The organism is Flavobacterium taihuense (genome assembly GCF_019351435.1).
GTDB lineage: Bacteria > Bacteroidota > Bacteroidia > Flavobacteriales > Flavobacteriaceae > Flavobacterium > Flavobacterium taihuense.
Genome location: NZ_JAHWYN010000004.1, coordinates 118141 through 136699 on the forward strand (window position 1 = coordinate 118141; position 18559 = coordinate 136699).

Below are 18559 nucleotides of genomic sequence, written 5' to 3' on the forward strand. Positions count from 1 at the left end.
CTTTTAGGATTTAGAAAAATAGTTTTCTTGTACGAGGACTTGTAATGGAGAGCTGGATTGGCTTCTTATTGTATTACATAATTTTTGAAATCGACTTCACTTAGAGAAAAATAACCCAAAGCATAGTTATCGATATTATTTTGATTAACGATATTTCCTCTCACGGTTGCGGGAGGTGTTTGAAAAGGACTTCCTCCGCCGGAACTGCTGGCTATAGAAATTATTTTATTCATATAGTTGTAATAATCTTGCGAAATTCCATAATGGGTTATGGCAATGTTTGTTCCTTGCTTTAGATCAGAGTCGCTGAAATTCCATGCTTTTTCGTTCCCGTTTGTATATTGGTCGCCGATGACTTCGTAACTTGGTGCTTTATAGATATCGGGAAAAAATTTGACCATGTAATAATTTTTGGCCAGAGGATCTTTGAACGAAACTTCAATTTCATAATCTTTGCCCGAAAAGCCTCCATTGCTTTTTTGTGCAATGTTATCGATTGGAGTGACGGATTGCATTGTTTCGGTTGCCGTATAGGTTTCGCCTTTATAGATAATAGTTAAAACATAAGTTTCGCCAATAACAGGATCGAAATTAGTGCATTGGTATTCGCCTGCATTGGCTATTTCTGAAAAAACGAAATTAGTATTTTCGCTGTTTTTTATGGAAACACTGGCGCCGGACACTTTTGGAATTACAGCGCTGTAAAAATCGGTTGTGGTGGATAATACTATTTTTTGAGACGAACCATCAGTTCCTTTTTGCCAATTAATGGCTGCGTCGATTACCAATCTGGGAGCGGCGGTATTCAAATCGACATTGATAACATCCTCGCAACTGGCGAGAAAGAATAAGGTAAAAGCGAGGGAAATATATTTGGCGATTTTCATGACTTTAGAATTTGAAATTATAGCTTACAGATGGCACTGCTCCGAAAATAGACAATTTAACCGCTTCATTTGCACCAGTGGTTTGGTTTTCTCTGAAGCTTATAGATGCGGCGTTTTTTCGATTATAGACATTGTAAATACTGAAAACCCATTCGCTTTGCCAGTCTTTTCTTTTGTCGGGTTTAGGGACATAAGTTGCCGATAGGTCTAAATGGTGGTATAGCGGCAGGTTGTTTGCGTTTCTGGCACCATAACTGGGTATAACGATGTCTTGGTACTGGTATTGACCATTTGGAAAAGTTACAGGTTGTCCGGATTGTAAAATGAAATTCCCGCCCAATGTCCATTTTGGATTTAGGTTATATGTGGTGGTTACGGCCAAATTGTGTAATTTGTGATAACCGGATTTGTACCAATTTCCATTGTTGATTCCTGTTTCATTTGGAGTTCTTCCTGGAGTTTGTTGTTCTGAATTGGATAAAGTGTACGAAATCCAACCATTTAATTTGCCTGTGTTTTTGCGCAACAACAATTCTAAACCATAAGCCCTTAGTTGTCCATTGAGAATTACTTGTTCGATGGCATTGTTTGCAATTAAATCGGCTCCGTCTATGTAATCAATTCTGTTTTTTACTTTTTTATAAAAACTTTCCACTTCTAAGGAGTACATATCGTCCTTGAAATTTCGGAAGTAGCCTATTGCGACTTGATCTGCAATTTGAGGCTTGATATATTGGTCGCTCGGTGTCCAAATATCCAGAGGAGTTGGCGATGCCGTATTTGAAACCAACTGCAGGTATTGTACCATTCTATTATAGCTCGCTTTTATTGAGGACTTTTCATCTAAAACATAAGAACTAGAGAAACGGGGTTCAAGATTCGAAAAGGAGGTAATCACGTCGTTGTAACCGTAAGATTTGGTGCCAATAGGTACTCCTTTTTCGTAAATTTTAAGTTTGTCATTAAAAGTTACCGCTTGGTCGTTTTGGTATAAATTAACTGTGGAAGCTCCCAATCTGTAAAATAGACTGTAACGCAAACCATACATAAAAGATAGTTTTTGTGTGGCTTGGTGTTCTGCTTCCAGATAAAGGGAAGGCTCAAATGCATTTTTCTTGTCTAATTGATTGTAATTAATACTCGAATTGGCATCTGTTGGTTTGATGGTTCCTGGATTGAATTTATAATAAATAGAATTCAGACCATAGTTTAATTTTATTTTGTCGTTCAGATAGTATTTCAGATCGTATTTGAAATTGAAGTTTTTGATACTCGATTGCCAATCAAAACCAACTGACGACAAGGTTAAACCATAGTAATAATCACTAAAAATGGCGGATAGATTGGAGAAATGCCTTTCGGAAAATAAATGATTCCACCTCAAATTGAAGGTGCTGTTTCCATAAGTATTTTGAAACTCTTTGCTTATATTGAAAAAATCCCTTCCGAAATAACTGGAAACATAAAGGCTATTGTTAGCGTTTAATTTGTAATTCAATTTGGCATTCAAATCGTAAAAGGAAGCTGAGTTTTTATTGTCAGTCAATTTTAAGAATAGATGTGCGTAGGAAGTTCTGGCGCCTATCAGGAAAGAGCCTTTGTCTTTTACAATAGGTCCTTCAGCTAGTAATCGGCTTGAAATTAGGCCAATACCGCCATTCATGTGAAAAGAATTGCTATTACCTTCTTTTTGGTAAATATCCAAAACGGAAGAAGCTCTTCCACCATAATGTGCTGGAATGCCTCCTTTGTACAATTTTAAATCCTTGATGGCATCGGGATTAAAAACTGAGAAAAAACCAAAAACGTGAGAAGAATTAAAAATAGTGGCTTCGTCCAATAAAACCAAATTCTGGTCTGCACCACCACCGCGAACATTAAAACCGGATTGTCCTTCGCCAGCGTTTGTTACTCCAGGAAGCAATAAGATCGATTTCAAAACGTCAGTTTCTCCCAAGACTACCGGCATTTTTTTGATAGTTGTCATTGAGAGTTTGTTGACACTCATTTCAGGAGCTTTAATATTGGTGCTTTTTTTATTACTGGTCACCACAATTTCTTTCAATTGTTGCTCGCTGCTTACCAATTTAAAATTCTTTTTGATGTTTTGCGATAATTGAATTTTTTCATCCACATTTTGAAACCCCATAGAAGTAATTTGTATGGTATAATTTCCTTTCGGCAGGGTTATCGAATAAAATCCGTATTCATTGGTTGCTACACCTGTTTTTAATTCAGGGATTGCAATATTTACACCAATTAGCGTTTCATTACTGTTGGCATCGGTAATGGTTCCGCTTAGGGTGAATTTTTGTTTTGCCTGTTCGTTTGAGTCTTGCGAAAAGGAGGTTAATGATGTAAATAATAGCAGAAATAAATAAATAATTTTTCTTGAAATCATTGTTTTTGTTTTGAATTACAAATGTCATTAAATTAGGAGTCAATTCGTACATAACAAATGTTAATCTATCGTTAAGATAATGAAGCTTTTTTAACTAAAAAGAGTTTTTTTTGTGTCGTCTTTACAGAAATAAAAATTTAGATTAGGAACATTTTATACATTCACATTTAATAACTGATATTGCCTCTGTTTTTTTTTCAAGACTTTAAAAAAAAAGCACCCGCTTGTGACGGATGCTTTCAAATAAAAATTGGGTTGAATTTATCTTGAAGAAATTATTTTTTGAGTACTACTACCTCTGTTAGTAGTTAGTTTTACAATATAAACTTGCTCTTTGGTAGTATTTGAATTAAGATTTAGTGTGATTTCTTTGTTCAAATAACTGTTGCTGTCTTTTTTTGAAAGTACTAAAAGACCATGAACATTAAAAACTTCAATTAATACTTCAGAAGAATAATCAAAATTATATCTGAGAGTAAGTTGATCTTTGAAAGGAATAGGATAGGCAGTAAAACCTACTTCTTCAGCTTTTTGAGTAGCCAGTTCCTCTTTCGGAGCAATTGATTGAGTCATTTTTTCCGAAGATGATGTTCCGCATGTGTTCGCATCTGAATAACAGCCATTGTTTTGTACAGTAACCCAGTACCCAGATCCTGCAGGAAAACCATTAAATGTTATTCCATTAGTGGCATCTTGTGAAGTAGCTGTATAAGAAGAGGATACTAAAGGATTTCCATTTTTTGTTAATGTCGTAATCTCGGCTTCATTTTTATCTTTTACTATATAAGTGGCTCCACTAACTACACTTGAAAGAGTAATACTAAAAGTGTTTTCATCACAAGCAGGTGCATTATAAGTAACATTTGGTGCGGAAGGATTGCTGTTCACTGTTATTGTAGTTTCTGCTGATGAGGAACATGCATTAATGTCGGTGATAGTTACTGTGAATTTCTCATTATTAACGAATCCTGTTACTGTTGGACTATGTGAATTTGTACTAGTTATGGTAGCGCTTCCGTTGCTTGTCCAAGACCATGATGTAGCGTTGCCTCCAGTTTCATTTAACGTGAAACTTGTAGTACTTGAACAAACAGGGCCATTGTTCGTAGCCACTGCAGTTGGCAGCGGATTTACCACAATATTAATTGTACCCGTACAGCTGCCATCAGCACTAGTATAAGTAATCGTTTTTGTTCCTGCTCCGCCAGCATTGGAAGGTGTAAAATAGTAAGGGCCGGTACCACTAACTCCCGATCCACTAAAAGTACCTCCACTTGGTGTTGCAGACAAGAGATAGGCTGTTCCATCGTCAGCGCATTTTGCCGAAATTGGTGTAATATCGGTGGTGCCAAAATTTAGATCCACAGGAATAGGAGTTATGAAATCTTTGAGTGCAGCAGTTGAAGCAGCTGAAGCCTTTGTTTTAACCCATAGTGTTTTTATTTTGAGTCCACTGCAGCTTGAACCTCCGAGCGTTTGATTTATTAGGTAAGTGACATTGACTGCAGCTTCTACAAATGCGTATTGTTGGTATGTATTTGTACCGAATACGGAATATGGTACATTAGTTTCAGCACCCTGTCTGTTTGTTTCAGCAAATGCATTCGTTGCTAATTGTGGTAAAGTTACTAGTTGGTATGACCAAGTATTTCCGGTTAGTTCCCATTGATAAATATATACATTTGGTTTTGAACCTCCATTGGTATATTCCATTGAAATAATTATATCGTCTTTGGTTCTACCACCTCCATTTTGTTTACTTGCCAATGGAGTTCCCGTAAATGTTCCGTTGGTATTTTGTACAATGGTACCTTGCAATAATTCAAAGTCAATGTAGCTAGTTCCATTAGTAGACAAACGGTCACCAGATATAAAGATCCATTGATTATTACTGGGATCACGAGATACATGATACAATGCATTATCAATATCATTTTTATCAGGTGCCGAATTAGTAAACCATTTTAAAGCCGAAACATAATCATTAAATTTACTTCCATTTGTAAAAATATCATCATTGGATCCATAGGGTTCTTCTGAATCCACACGTCCACTGGTTTGGGAAGTAGCCGGTGCTATGGGATTGCCTGAAATGTCAAAAACAGATCCACCGGTACCATTAGATCCAGGATACCAATCCCCTTGATTGGCTGTAAATGGGCTAGGACTAGTAGGTGTATTAGCTCTTAAGCCTCCGTCAATAGCCAAACCTCCAGTTGGTGGATTCACATTGGCAAACTGTGCGAAAAGTTGTGTAGAAAAAAAGAGCAAAAATAGCAAAGTTTTCATTGCTATATTTTTAAAAGAGGGCAACATTCTTTCATACCACGTCGATTTTAGAACCCCGATATTTAAATACTGGTTTGCAGAGTGTTTGTTTTGTAGTTTAGGGCTGAAATGAAATGAATCAGGTTTAAAAAAAACTAAAGGAGAAATGTTGTTTCTTTTTGAAAAATAGCCTTTCATTTTATCGGATAAAATATCGAGAAACTCGAAAAATGTATTCTTTTTCATGATACTAAAGTTTTAACACCATACTTGTTAAAAAGCAGGAAACAAGTAGACTTGGAAATGCAAACTTGAAGAAATACCAAACATCTTCACAAATAGATTCATGAAGTACTCCATCATTAAAAGGTGTTTTATTTTGGGGGAATAAATAAACTTTTATTAACCGAAAGGGCTTTTAAAAAAAACCTTAGTTTAAATTAATAAATAAATATTGGAAAAACTGAAAGCTTACTGATTTGGGTGATATTGCTGTCAGACAACTTTAAACACCTTCATATAAATTTATGAAGTACTCCATCATCAAAAGGATATTCTACTGTGGGGAGCAATAACTAAATTCTTTTTTTACCAATGAACTGTTTTGTAAAACAGTTTTAAATTCAATTATTTTTGTAGATTAAAGTTAAGCAATTAGTTTGAAAACCGACAAATAGAGTCTCATAAATCTGATAAAAAACAGCAATATCCGATGAATAACTTTTAAATTAAGAAAACGCTGTTGTTTTTATTTTGTTGATTATAAGTAAGTTGTGTTTTATTTGTGTCGTTTTGTTGTTAAAAAACTAAAATTGTAATACAGAATTATTCCGTTGTCCACTATTTGCAATTCTAGGATTGTTAATCGAGCTATATTAAAATTGATATTTACTGTATTAGATAAATTTGTAAAAGGTATAATTTACAAAAAGGATTTTATGAAGCTATATTTTGTGAATTGTAAAAAGGTTTTCAGCCTTTTTCTTTATTTTTCATTTTGTTAATTTATTGATGTAATGTTCATAAATGTGGCAAATTTAAATTTTTGATAGGCTATAAAGGAGGTTGCTTTTATTTTTTGTTTCTTTATTTTTTCTGATTTATTCTAATACAGCGCATTCGAAATCTTGGCTGTAGATAAGATCAATTATTTGTACTTCGGATAAAGTGTTGCTCACGATCCTTAAAACACAATCAATATCTTCCTGGTCAATATTCCATTGATGGATTCCGGAATGATCATCCAGTAGATTGCTTACTTTTTGTTTGTCAACTTCTGTCTTTATATTGGTAGCAAATACCAATATGTTCTCTAAATGGTTTTCCATGGCTAAACTCTTTTTATAGTGTCAATGCTTTTAGTACCAATTCAAATGCTTCATCAGTTGTTTTTTGGGTGAGTTTAAATGGCCCTCCTCCAAAATTTTTACCTTCATTCTCAAAACGCAACAAAGAGTAGAGAGGTCCATAGGCAACACACCAGAATACTTCTGTTGAAATGGGAAGTAATTCTTTTTTATCAAGAGCATTTTTTAAAAAATCACTCATTATGATTTTAAAATCGGATAGACTTTCGTGCAAAATGTAGTCTCTATAACTGGAATGGCTCAGGAGTTCCCAACAGGCAACATTTGATGGGTATTTTAATGCAAATCGTGCTCTGTTTTCCCATTGTTTGCGTAAACCTTCTTTGAAAGGCATTGTTGGCGAGAAATCTTTGACCATTTCATTGAAAAAATTTTGTCCAATTTCAATGCCTATTTTTTTTATCAAGTCTTCTTTGTCTGTGTAATAAATATACAAAGTCGCTACCGATACACCACTTTCTTTTGCCAATCGATTCATTCCGAAGCCTTCTATGCCAAGTTTTACAAGCATTTCTATGGCTTTCTGTTTGACTAATTCTTCTTTATTTGTATCTCTTGTTCGCATTGTTTTATTTTATAACGAAGCAAATATATTATTTATAAATGAATGTTCGCTTATTTATGGATAAAAATTATAAAAAACACAAAACTGGTATTTGCAAAAAAAAAAAGACAACCGTTTCCAGTTGTCTTTTGAATATATAAAATAGAATGAACTATTTGAATTATGCTATTTTTGCTAAAATACCATTGAAAGTATCGCTTGGACGCATTGCTTTGTCTGTCAACACTGGATTTGGTTGATAGTAACCACCAATATTTTGAGGCTTACCTTGAGAACCAATTAATTCGGCATTAATTTTAGATTCGTTTGCAAAAAACTCAACAGCTATAGGAGTGAAGATTGCTTTCAATTCAGCGTCTTTGTCTTGAGCTGCCAAAGCTTCTGCCCAATACATTGCCAAGTAAAAGTGAGAACCACGGTTGTCAATTCCACCCACTTTACGTGAAGGCGATTTGTCAGTAGCTAAGAATTTTTCGGTAGCTACATCCAAAGTTTCGGCCAAAACCATTGCTTTAGCATTGTGTAAAGTCTGTCCTAAGTGTTCTAATGAAGCACCTAGAGCTAAAAATTCTCCAAGTGAATCCCAACGTAAATAACCTTCTTGAATAAATTGCTCTACGTGTTTTGGTGCCGATCCTCCTGCCCCAGTTTCAAACAATCCACCACCATTCATCAACGGAACGATAGAAAGCATTTTGGCTGAAGTTCCTACTTCCAGAATTGGAAATAAATCAGTCAAATAATCACGTAATACGTTTCCGGTTACCGAGATAGTATCCAATCCTTTAATGATACGCTCCAATGTAAAGTTAGTAGCCTCAATAGGATTTAGGATTTGAATGTCTAAACCAGTTGTGTCGTGGTCTTTTAAATAGTTGCGAACTTTAGTGATTATTTCTCTATCGTGTGCTCTGTTGTTATCCAACCAGAAAACAGCTGGAGTATTAGATAAGCGAGCTCTGTTTACAGCTAGCTTTACCCAGTCTTGAATAGGAGCATCTTTCGCTTGACACATTCTGAAAATATCGTTTGCTTCTACATCTTGTTCCATCAAAACGTTTCCGTTTGTATCGACTACACGAACAACACCATCTGCTTTCAATTGAAATGTTTTATCGTGAGAACCGTATTCTTCTGCTTGTTGCGCCATCAATCCTACGTTAGGAACACTTCCCATTGTGGTTGGTACAAAAGCACCATGTTTTTTACAAAAATCAATAGTAGCAGTATAAACACCAGCATAACATCTGTCCGGAATAATCGCTACAGTATCCTGTTGTTTGCCCTCTTTGTTGTACATCTGTCCAGAAGTACGAATCATAGCAGGCATAGAAGCATCTACAATTACATCCGAAGGAACGTGAAGATTAGTAATTCCTTTATCTGAATTAACCATTGCTAATGCCGGACCGTTCTCGATAGCTTGTGCAATTGCTGCTTCTACTTCGGCTTGCATTGGATTTCCTGCTATTTTTGCATAAACATCGCCAAGACCATTGCTGGTATTGATGTTTAATTCTGAAAATAAGGCAGCATATTTTTTGAATACATCCGCAAAATAAACTTCTACTATAGCTCCAAAAATAATCGGATCAGAAACTTTCATCATTGTAGCTTTCAAGTGAACCGAAAGTAAAATGTTTTGTTCTTTAGCCTCTTTGATTGTTTTGGCTACAAATGTTTTTAAAGCATTTAGGTGCAAAACAGAACTGTCGATAATTTCTCCAGATTTCAAGGGAGTGCTTGCTTTTAATACAGTGGTTGTACCATCTTTGGCTACAAATTCGATTTTCACATCGGTAGCATCAGCCAAAGTTAATGATTTTTCACTTCCGTAAAAGTCACCACTTTCCATAGAAGCTACATGAGTTTTTGAATCAGCAGACCAAGCGCCCATAGAATGTGGGTTGGCTTTTGCGTAATTTTTAACAGCTTTTGGCGCTCTACGGTCTGAATTTCCTTCACGTAAAACTGGATTTACTGCCGATCCTAAAATTTTAGAATATTTTGTTTTAATCGCTTTTTCCTCTTCGGTCTGTGGATCTTCTGGAAAATCAGGCAAAGCATAACCGTGTGATTGTAATTCGGCAATAGCAGCTTTCAGTTGTGGAATTGATGCTGATACATTTGGTAATTTTATGATGTTTGCTTCAGGGGTAGTAGCCAATTGACCCAATTCCAATAAAGCGTTTTTTGTTTTTTGATCTTCCTTTAAAAATTCCGAAAAATTTGAGATGATTCTTCCGGCAAGTGAAATGTCTCTAGTCTCTATTTCGATATCCGAAGTAGCAGTAAATGCCTGGACAATTGGTAGGAAAGAGTAGGTTGCCAATAAAGGAGCCTCATCTGTAAGTGTGTAAAAAATTTTAGCTTTTGTTGTCATTTTTTTATTTTTTTTAATCTAAATCACAATTTATTTAAGGCCTTTTGTAGAATTACATCGTTTGAGTTAAGGCGGGCAAAGATAAGAAATGCAGTTGTAATAGCGGTTTTATTTGTATATAAAAAAATAAATTTAAATATATATTCTGTGATATTTTTAATTTGATATTTTAAGTGCCATTTGATTCTTAAATTATAATTTTTTATACTATAAAATTATCAAAAAAAAAGTCCCAATCTCGATTTTCATCGGTTGGGACTTTTTTATCATTAAAGAAATAGCGTAAACTATCTTCTTTTATCTCTAATCTTAGCTTTTTTACCAGTAAGTTCTCTGAAGTAGAAAATTCTAGCTCTACGTACAGCACCTTTCTTGTTGATTTCAATTTTTTGCAAAGCTGGCAAGTTTACTGGGAAGATACGCTCAACTCCAATTGCTCCTGACATTTTACGAATTGTAAAGGTTTCTGTGTTAGCAGAACCTCTTCTTTGAATTACAACACCTTTAAAAAACTGTGTTCTTGTTTTTTCACCCTCTTTAATTTCGTAGTAAACTGTGATTGTGTCTCCAGCTCCAAATACAGGGAATTCTTTTCTTGTAACAAATTCGTCTTGAACGAATTTCATTAAATCTGCCATGATGTTTTTTTTATTATGGTTTTAAAAAGAGCAACATTCGCGGTTTTCGCCAGAGGTTGGTCTAATGAGGGTGCAAAAGTAAAAAATAAATATGAATTATAAATTATAAATTATAAAATATTTTGGGCGAAAACGCATAACTCATCATTATTTTTCTTCTAGTAAATCTGGTCTTCTGTTCTTCGTGTGTTCGTAAGCGGTATCTTCCCTCCACTTGTCAATTTTTGCAAAATGGCCACTCAATAAAACCTCGGGAACTTTCCAACCTTTATAATCAGCAGGTCTTGTGTAAATTGGGCCAGAGAGTAATCCATCCTGAAAACTGTCTGTCAATGCCGAAGTTTCGTCACTCAAAACCCCAGGGATCAATCGGATTAAAGCGTCAGATAAAACCAAAGCACCCAATTCTCCTCCTGATAAGACATAATCGCCTATTGAAATTTCTTTGGTGATAAAATGATCACGTACGCGTTGATCGACTCCTTTATAATGCCCGCAAAGGATGATAATGTTTTCATACATCGACATGGTGTTGGCCATTTTCTGGTTTAGCGTTTCGCCATCGGGAGACATATATATGATTTCATCGTAGGTTCTTTCGCTTTTCAAGTGCGTGATGCAAGCATCTATGGGCTGAACTGTCATCACCATTCCGGCCCCACCTCCAAAAGGATAATCGTCAACACTTTTTTGTTTGTTGGTAGTATAATCTCTTAAATTATGAAAATGAACCTCTACCAGTCCTTTGTCAATGGCGCGTTTCATGATAGAAGCTTCAAACGGACTTCTTAATAATTCTGGTAATACGGTAACGATATCAATTCTCATGTTGCTTTTTTATGAACAGCAAAGGTATAAATTTTTTAACCTAAAGCTACAAGTCTTTAACGCACAAAGCTTGGTATAATTCTTTGCGGACTTTGCGGTTAGATTCAAGCTAACTAAAACTCCATTCTTTATAACTCATCTCTTTTTCAATTTTTTCTTCAATTTTTTCAGAGAGTTTTTGGTTGAAATCAATTCCGGTGATTTGTTCAATTGTCTCGATTGTTGTTGCAAAAGTGTAAAGTGGAGCATCCGATTTTTCATTGGGAACCAAAAACGGAATCATAACCAATCCATCGTTTTGAACCCGAACCACGATTTTAAAAAAATAATCGGGAACCGAGACTTCTTCCGTGCCAATGGTCACCAAGTTATCGTGTAAAATACTTCCGGTTACTATAAACAGCGCTTTGTATTTATCAGCCCAATAGCGTATTTTCTGCTCGAGTCGATTCCAAATACCAGCATTAAATGCTCTGTTTTGAGGTGAAACGTTCGAGGTATAAAAAGTCTCATTGTATGCTTCTTCAGAGAATTTCATATCCGCTGCAGGAACCAAATGTCCTTTGTCGTATCCGGTATCTTTATAATTTCTCCAGTGTGCCGAGTCCGTATCAACCAAAGGATCTTGTTTGAAATAAGGTCTTTCAAAATGATGCTGATGTTGGGATTCTGCTACCAAATAATAGGCCGCCCACTCCGCTTGTTCGTGTTCTTCGGAATACGACAGAAAGAAATGTTTATGTCTAACTATAGTCATAGACGAATTTTTTTTTAAAGGTTTGTAAACTAAACTCCAAACTGTCTCAAATGATGATCCGTATGTCTCCACATCAATTTGTTCCAATCTTCATATGTCATTTTGCCCCAAAAAGGGTGATGCATAACTTTGATAACTTGAGTTCCTTGTGCAAATTGGGCAATACTTTCTGCAAACTCATTTCGACTTGATTCAAAATCATACGAGTTTTCAAATTTAAATTCGTTGGCCGTAGGGCTATTTTTTCCAAAGTCAGTATTAAAAGCTTTGTTTTTTAGCATTCTGCCCAAAAGACGCATCAGAAAATTGATTTTAAGCCCTTGTTTACCAAATGCAACTGGATGGTGGTGTTACAATGCTTGCACATTTGGTCCACCGTCATTTTACCCCACAGCGGTTTACTCTCTGCTGTAAGCGAATTTATTCGGGCAATCATAGCCGCATTATCTGCTTTGTCATATATTGAACCCATTTTTTTTCGGTTTAAAGTGTAAACAAATATAATCCATTGCGACCAAATATGCTATCAAAACACTATTGCCAAAAAGAATAAAGATCGTACTTATTAGGAGCAATTTCCTGCTGTTCGTTTCAAGCTTCCTAGTAGCCTTGTTTTTTCTAGGACAAAAAAGGAGCTTCCGTTGGTCGCTCTTTTTTGTCCAGAAAAAATTACAAGTCTCCTGCGCAAGGCTTTCCACTTCGATCAGGGCTAAGCTGTAGGGGAATTTAGAATTGTTAAAAAATATTTTCGTTTCATTGTCATGACTAGTATTTTTTTGTAGTTTAAATCCACTATATTTACTTTCGAATTATTATAAAAGTTCAATTAAAAGTTTTTTAACTTACGTTGAACTTCGATTATAAACAAAAATTTAAATCCTCATTTAATTAAATTCTTAAACTAAATCAAAATGACAAAGAGATTGTTTATTTCAATTGCATTAGTACTGATAGTAGGTTTGTCTTATTCGCAATCATCAGATGATTTTGCAAAGAGTATATACGGTAGGAATCCCAAAGCAGGACATTATGCCAAAATCAATGGATTCAATATGTATTATGAAACGTATGGAGAGGGAGAGCCTTTGCTTATTATTCATGGAAATGGGGGTTCGATTAATAATTTTATATACCAGATTCCCTATTTTGCAAAGCATTATAAAGTAATCATAGCTGATAGTAGAGCGCAAGGAAAATCAATTGACACAGGCGATGCCTTAAGCTATGAGATGATGGCAGATGACTTAAATACATTACTGGATTCACTTCACATAAATTCTTGTAATGTTATAGGGTGGAGTGATGGGGGAATAAATGGTTTGCTATTAGCAATTAAGCACCCTGATAAAGTAAAAAAACTGGCTGTTACTGGAGCCAATTTATGGCCAGATGCGACAGCTGTAGACTCCAAGGTCATAGATTTAGTTGTAAAAGAACAAGATATATTGTCTAAACAAAGTCCAACGGCCGAGACTAAGCATGCAATGAAATTAATGAATCTATTAATTAATGAACCGCACATTTCATTGGAACAATTAAATACTATTAAATGTCCGACTCTTGTTATCGGGGGTGATCATGATGTGATTCTTCCTATGCACACCTTGTTGATTGCTCAATCCATTCCAAAATCATATTTATGGATAATTCCTAATTCAGGACATTCAACACCTATTTTCTATAAAGATCAATTCAACAAAGCAGTTTATGATTTTTTTGAAAAGCCATTTAGAACTATAGATGGTCCAGATCGGTTTAATTAAATAATTTAAAGTAATTTATATTTTTTAGTGTGATATTATAAAAGACCAATAAATAAAATTAACATTTAAAAACTCATGATAATTACCATAGACAATACCCTTAAACTGGAATTAATAAATGAAATTCATGCACAACCCATATTTGAAATGGTTGATGCTAATAGAGCTCATTTAAGACCTTGGTTGCCTTTCGTAGACCGAATGCAAACGGTTGAATTTGCAGATAATTTTGTAAAAGGAACGATGCAACGCAATAACGATGGAAACGAATATGCTTTTGTTATTATTGAAAATGCAAAAGTAATTGGCCGAATAGGAGTGTATAAAATAGACAGTCAAAATAAAATTGGAGAAATTGGATATTGGATTATTGAAGGATTTCAAGGAAAGGGGATTGTCACCAAATCCTGTAAAGCCATTATCGATTTTTGCTTTTCGGATTTACAGCTGAACCGAATCGAAATTAAATGCGGTACAGGAAATTTCAAAAGCAAAACTATTCCGGAGAAACTAAACTTCACTAAAGAAGGAGTGATTCGACAAGGCGAATTGCTGCATGATAGGTTCATCGACTTGAATTTGTACTCCCTTTTGAAAGCGGATAGAAAATAATGAAAAGGATAATAATAATCTCAGCCACATTTTTGTCATTAAATGTTTTTGGACAGGGTAGGTTTCAATCTGAAAAGGAACCATTTCTTAAAGTTGTTTACCTAAATGAAAATTCTGTCGAAGAAAAGCCTGCTTGTTTTTTAAATGGAAAACACATTGACGAAAGTGTTCTTAATACTTTGCAACCAGAGGAAGTTGAAACTATAAAGGTTGAAAAGGAGGATGTTGAAATTGATAAAGTTAAATATTTTGGCAAAATTATTATTCAGACAAAAGAGAGTTACGAACCAATCTTTCTTTCATTAAATCAATTGAAGTCAAAATATACAAACTGTAAAGAAGGAGTAACTATTTTTGAAATTGACAATGAAGTAATCAAAGCAGATTATGATAAATATTCAGTTGATGCCAATTTTATATTGAAAATCACGGTAGATAAACTTGAGAACTCTATTGAAAATTTTAACTTAAATGTTGTAAAAATTTACACTAAATCGGAGGAGAATATTAAAAATGAAAGCCAAATAAAAATCCGCGGTTCTGAATAAGTATCAACAAGTAAATAATCATTAGTTTCATGTTGGGAACAACTCATTGTTTTAAAATGTATTTACCTTGATTCAAATCCTCAAATTTTCTCATTCTCTAAATTTATTCGTAAATTTGCACCTCAATAAAAATTAAATACAATGGAAAACGGAATATACGCTAAATTCAACACCGCAAAAGGGGCGATTTTGGTAAAACTAACACACGATTTAACTCCTGGAACAGTTGGTAACTTTGTTGCTCTTGCTGAAGGAAACATGGAAAACAAAATAAAACCTCAAGGACAAAAATTCTATGATGGTTTAAACTTTCACAGAGTAATTCCTGATTTTATGATTCAAGGAGGATGTCCTCTTGGAACAGGAACAGGAGATCCAGGATATAAGTTTGATGATGAATTCCATCAAGATTTGCGTCACGATGCACCAGGTGTTTTGTCAATGGCAAATTCAGGTCCAGGTTCTAATGGTTCTCAGTTTTTTATCACGCACATTGCTACTCCTTGGCTAGATGACAAACATACTGTTTTTGGAAATGTTGTAGAAGGACAAGATGTTGTTGATGCTATTGCACAAGGCGATGCATTAGAATCAGTTGAAATCATCAGAGTAGGTGAAGAAGCTCAAAAGTGGAACGCTATTGAAGCTTTTGTTGGTTTAAAAGGAGCTCGTTTGAAAAAATTGGCCGCTTTGAAAGCTGAATCTGAAGCAAAAATGGAAACATTAGCAGCTGGTTTCGAAAAAACAGAAAGCGGTTTGCGTTACCAATTCATCCAAAGAGGTTCTGGTAAAAAAGCAGAAAGCGGTAAAACGGTTGCTGTTCACTATGAAGGTTCATTGGAAAATGGTAAAGTTTTTGATTCATCGTACCCAAGAAAAAAACCAATCGAGTTCAGATTGGGTCAAGGTCAAGTTATTGAAGGTTGGGACGAAGGTATTGCTTTGTTGCAAGTAGGAGATAAAGCTCGTTTTGTGATTCCATCTGACTTAGGTTACGGACCAGCAGGAGCAGGTGGTGTTATTCCACCAAATGCTACTTTGATTTTTGATGTAGAATTGATGGACGTTAAATAGTCTTTATTTATATTCACTGATTATAAAAATAAAAAAAAATCCCAAAACGTGAGTTTTGGGATTTTTTTTATTGGTGTTGATTAGTTTTTTTAGTAAATACTATAACTTTAAAAAGGTAATTAGATCTTTGTTTAATTTGTCTTTTTCTGTGTAGAATAATCCATGGGGAGCATCTTCGTAGATTATATACGTATTGTCTTTTATCAGTTTTGAAGTTTTATCCGAAGATATTTCGATAGGAACAATTTCGTCTGCACTGCCATGAATGATTAGTGTGGGAACCTTTATTGTGTGCAGTTCGTCTCTAAAATCTGTTGTAGAAAAAGATTTTGCACACTCTAATGTGGCACGGGGAGATGCAAATGAACATAACATTCTATAGTACTCAAGCAATGGAGTACTTATAGGCTTGTTTGTAATGTCCATTGGTTTATTTGGAATGTTTACTCCAAAAAATAGTTTGCCGAAAATATCAATAAAACCAATTCTGTCGTCTTTAATTTTTTGTGCTGTCGCTTCGTTTTTTTCTTTTGGATGTCCTTCAGGATTGTCTTTTGTTTGTAGTAAAAAAGGAATTATAGAAGAAATCAATGCCGCTTTTACCACTTGTTTTCCACCATAACGACTAAAATATCGAACAACTTCTCCTCCTCCCATGGAGAATCCCACAAGTGAAACCTCTTTTAATTCTAATTGTTCAATTATTGAGTTTAGGTCATCCGTCAGCGTATCATAACTATAACTGTTCCAGGGTTGGGACGATTTGCCAAAACCTCGACGATCATAAGCAATTACTCTAAAATTATTTTCGACTAATGATGCAATTTGGTATTCCCACATTTCATTAGACAGAGGCCATCCATGAATTAAAATTACAGGTTTGCCTTCTCCGTAATCTTTCAGGTAAAGCTTTACATCTGGAGCAGTTTCTATATATTTATCCGTATTAAGAGTCAAAATAGAAGCATTGGATTCTTTTATGAACTCATCTGGTTTGATTTGAATATTTTCCATGTTTTATAAATTATAAAGAACCTATTTTGTTCTACGGTAAAATTAGAGCGTACTTTTAAAAAAAAGTTATATAATTTGGTTGTATAGTTATAAAATTGATATGTTTGTTTCTATTAAAAGTACAATCATGGATTTAAACTGGTCAGAATTTGAAAGGGTAGAAATGCGAGTGGGCACTATACTCGAAGTTAATGATTTTCCTGAAGCTAGAAAACCTGCTTTTCAACTCACCATAGATTTTGGTTCTGTCATTGGAATCCGAAAAACATCGGCGCAAATAACCAAGCGATACGCCAAGGAAGTTTTGGTGGGAAGACAGATTGTGGCTGTCGTCAATTTTCCTAGAAAACAAATCGGAAAGTTTATGAGTGAATGTTTGGTGCTTGGTGCGGTAGGCGAGGAGGGTGATGTGATTTTACTAGCGCCCGATTTTAAAATAGAAAACGGATTGCGAATAGGGTAGTGTTATGAAAATAAGACTACCCTTTTTATAAAAATTATTGTTTTTTTTACTTCTCAATAGGTAAATCAGTTGAACCCCATTCGGACCAAGAACCATCATAAATGGCTTTTGGATTATCCGAAATCAATTCGCAGGCCAATAAGACAATACAAGCAGTAATTCCTGATCCACAGGTAAAAAATAAAGGTTGATCGTTTATTTTTAGGATTTTCTTTAGCTCTTCTTTTGATTTGTATTTTCCATCTTGTTGTAACTCTGTGAAAGGAATATTAATGGAGCCGGGAATATGTCCGCTTCTTAAGCCAACTCTTGGTTCTTCGAGAGTGGCATGGAAACGGTCTGTTGATCTGGCATCCATCAATACTGCTTCTTTGGTAGTAATGTTTTTCAGAATCTGCTCTTTGTTTTTGATTAATTCAGGCTGAAATTTAGCTTCAAAATCTCCTTTTGGGTAAGTTGGCTGTTGTTGTTTTTCGGTTGGATATCCTTCTTTAATCCATTCCGGCAATCCTCCATCCAATACAAAAACATTGGAATGTCCCATCGCTTTGAACATCCACCAAGCTCTTGGGCTGGAATAAATTCCTAAAGTGTCGTAAACTACAATGATACTGTTTTTGTTGATGCCTAATTTTTGACTTTCGGCAGCGAATTGTGCTGCAGAAGGGAAAGTATTTGGCAACGGATTGCTGGTGTCACTAAAATTATTTTTGATGTCAAATAAGCGGGCACCTTTTATTTGTAAATCGGGATTTTGATTCTCTAGATTAGATTGGTTTTGGTCTAATCTTGCCTCAAGGATGATTAGATTTGAATCGTTTAAATGTTGTTGTAACCAAGCTGCGGAAACTATAGGATTTGTCATTTTAGTTGTTTGTTTTTGTAGTTATATTCTAAATAAACAGTATTTAATTTTAAACATATAAGTATAAAGTTATAGTTTGTCAAAACAGTGATTTAAAGGGAATATAAGCTAAAAAAATCTTTATAG

The 18559-nt window shown here is 34.8% G+C and carries 18 protein-coding genes; 5 read left to right on the plus strand and 13 right to left on the minus strand.

Annotated features, from left to right (window positions below; genetic code table 11):
* Positions 1–65 precede the first annotated feature (65 nt).
* The 11 genes from KZH69_RS05855 to KZH69_RS05905 form a co-directional block, all read right to left on the minus strand.
* Positions 66–887, minus strand: a complete 822-nt coding sequence (locus tag KZH69_RS05855; RefSeq protein WP_219316516.1) for a DUF4249 domain-containing protein — start codon at positions 885–887, stop codon at positions 66–68.
* A gap of 4 nt (positions 888–891) precedes the next feature.
* On the minus strand, positions 892–3288 hold the full coding sequence (locus tag KZH69_RS05860; RefSeq protein ID WP_219316517.1) for a TonB-dependent receptor: 2397 nt from the start codon (positions 3286–3288) through the stop codon (positions 892–894).
* Between the two features lie 261 nt (positions 3289–3549).
* On the minus strand, positions 3550–5802 hold the full coding sequence (locus KZH69_RS05865; protein ID WP_219316518.1) for a T9SS type A sorting domain-containing protein: 2253 nt from the start codon (positions 5800–5802) through the stop codon (positions 3550–3552).
* An 854-nt stretch (positions 5803–6656) separates the two neighbouring features.
* Positions 6657–6884 (minus strand): hypothetical protein, encoded by a 228-nt coding sequence (locus tag KZH69_RS05870; RefSeq protein ID WP_219316519.1) that lies wholly within the window; start codon positions 6882–6884, stop codon positions 6657–6659.
* Between the two features lie 13 nt (positions 6885–6897).
* Positions 6898–7488 carry a TetR/AcrR family transcriptional regulator gene (locus KZH69_RS05875; RefSeq protein WP_219316520.1) on the minus strand — a complete coding sequence of 197 codons (591 nt, stop codon included), beginning with the start codon at positions 7486–7488 and terminating at the stop codon, positions 6898–6900.
* A 160-nt stretch (positions 7489–7648) separates the two neighbouring features.
* Positions 7649–9871, minus strand: a complete 2223-nt coding sequence (locus tag KZH69_RS05880) for an NADP-dependent isocitrate dehydrogenase (protein WP_219316521.1) — start codon at positions 9869–9871, stop codon at positions 7649–7651.
* Positions 9872–10158: 287 nt separating this feature from the next.
* The gene (gene rplS, locus KZH69_RS05885) at positions 10159–10509 is read right to left on the minus strand and encodes a 50S ribosomal protein L19 (RefSeq protein WP_219316522.1); all 351 of its coding nucleotides are present in this window, start codon (positions 10507–10509) and stop codon (positions 10159–10161) included.
* A 147-nt stretch (positions 10510–10656) separates the two neighbouring features.
* On the minus strand, positions 10657–11337 hold the full coding sequence (trmD, locus tag KZH69_RS05890) for a tRNA (guanosine(37)-N1)-methyltransferase TrmD (protein ID WP_219316523.1): 681 nt from the start codon (positions 11335–11337) through the stop codon (positions 10657–10659).
* A 109-nt stretch (positions 11338–11446) separates the two neighbouring features.
* Positions 11447–12166, minus strand: a complete 720-nt coding sequence (locus tag KZH69_RS05895) for a DNA/RNA non-specific endonuclease (protein WP_369410640.1) — start codon at positions 12164–12166, stop codon at positions 11447–11449.
* Positions 12124–12393, minus strand: a complete 270-nt coding sequence (locus tag KZH69_RS05900) for a DUF1569 domain-containing protein (protein ID WP_219316525.1) — start codon at positions 12391–12393, stop codon at positions 12124–12126. Before KZH69_RS05900 ends, KZH69_RS05895 begins: the two co-directional genes overlap by 43 nt.
* A complete protein-coding gene (locus tag KZH69_RS05905; RefSeq protein WP_219316526.1) occupies positions 12393–12566 on the minus strand; it encodes a hypothetical protein in 174 nt (57 codons plus the stop codon). The genes KZH69_RS05900 and KZH69_RS05905 overlap by 1 nt, the downstream gene beginning before the upstream one ends.
* Positions 12567–13005: 439 nt before the next feature.
* On the opposite strand from KZH69_RS05905, the gene KZH69_RS05910 reads away from it, so the two are divergent.
* The 4 genes from KZH69_RS05910 to KZH69_RS05925 all read left to right on the plus strand — a co-directional run bounded on the left by KZH69_RS05910 (position 13006) and on the right by KZH69_RS05925 (position 16091).
* Positions 13006–13857: an alpha/beta fold hydrolase gene (locus KZH69_RS05910; protein WP_219316527.1), complete on the plus strand. Its 852-nt coding sequence runs from the start codon at positions 13006–13008 to the stop codon at positions 13855–13857.
* A 75-nt stretch (positions 13858–13932) separates the two neighbouring features.
* Positions 13933–14469 (plus strand): GNAT family N-acetyltransferase, encoded by a 537-nt coding sequence (locus KZH69_RS05915; protein ID WP_219316528.1) that lies wholly within the window; start codon positions 13933–13935, stop codon positions 14467–14469.
* Complete coding sequence (locus KZH69_RS05920) at positions 14469–15017, plus strand: hypothetical protein (RefSeq protein ID WP_219316529.1); 549 nt, start codon at positions 14469–14471, stop codon at positions 15015–15017. The genes KZH69_RS05915 and KZH69_RS05920 overlap by 1 nt, the downstream gene beginning before the upstream one ends.
* A gap of 141 nt (positions 15018–15158) precedes the next feature.
* Positions 15159–16091 (plus strand): peptidylprolyl isomerase, encoded by a 933-nt coding sequence (locus tag KZH69_RS05925; RefSeq protein WP_219316530.1) that lies wholly within the window; start codon positions 15159–15161, stop codon positions 16089–16091.
* A gap of 99 nt (positions 16092–16190) precedes the next feature.
* On the opposite strand, the gene KZH69_RS05930 is transcribed toward KZH69_RS05925, so the two are convergent.
* Positions 16191–17105 (minus strand): alpha/beta fold hydrolase, encoded by a 915-nt coding sequence (locus KZH69_RS05930; protein ID WP_219316531.1) that lies wholly within the window; start codon positions 17103–17105, stop codon positions 16191–16193.
* A 127-nt stretch (positions 17106–17232) separates the two neighbouring features.
* Here KZH69_RS05930 and KZH69_RS05935 point away from each other — a divergent pair, with 127 nt between their 5' ends.
* Positions 17233–17568 carry a tRNA-binding protein gene (locus KZH69_RS05935; RefSeq protein ID WP_219316532.1) on the plus strand — a complete coding sequence of 112 codons (336 nt, stop codon included), beginning with the start codon at positions 17233–17235 and terminating at the stop codon, positions 17566–17568.
* Between the two features lie 46 nt (positions 17569–17614).
* Here KZH69_RS05935 and KZH69_RS05940 read toward each other — a convergent pair whose 3' ends face one another.
* Positions 17615–18433, minus strand: coding sequence for a sulfurtransferase (locus KZH69_RS05940; protein WP_219316533.1), 819 nt, complete (start codon positions 18431–18433; stop codon positions 17615–17617).
* Positions 18434–18559: the final 126 nt, after the last annotated feature.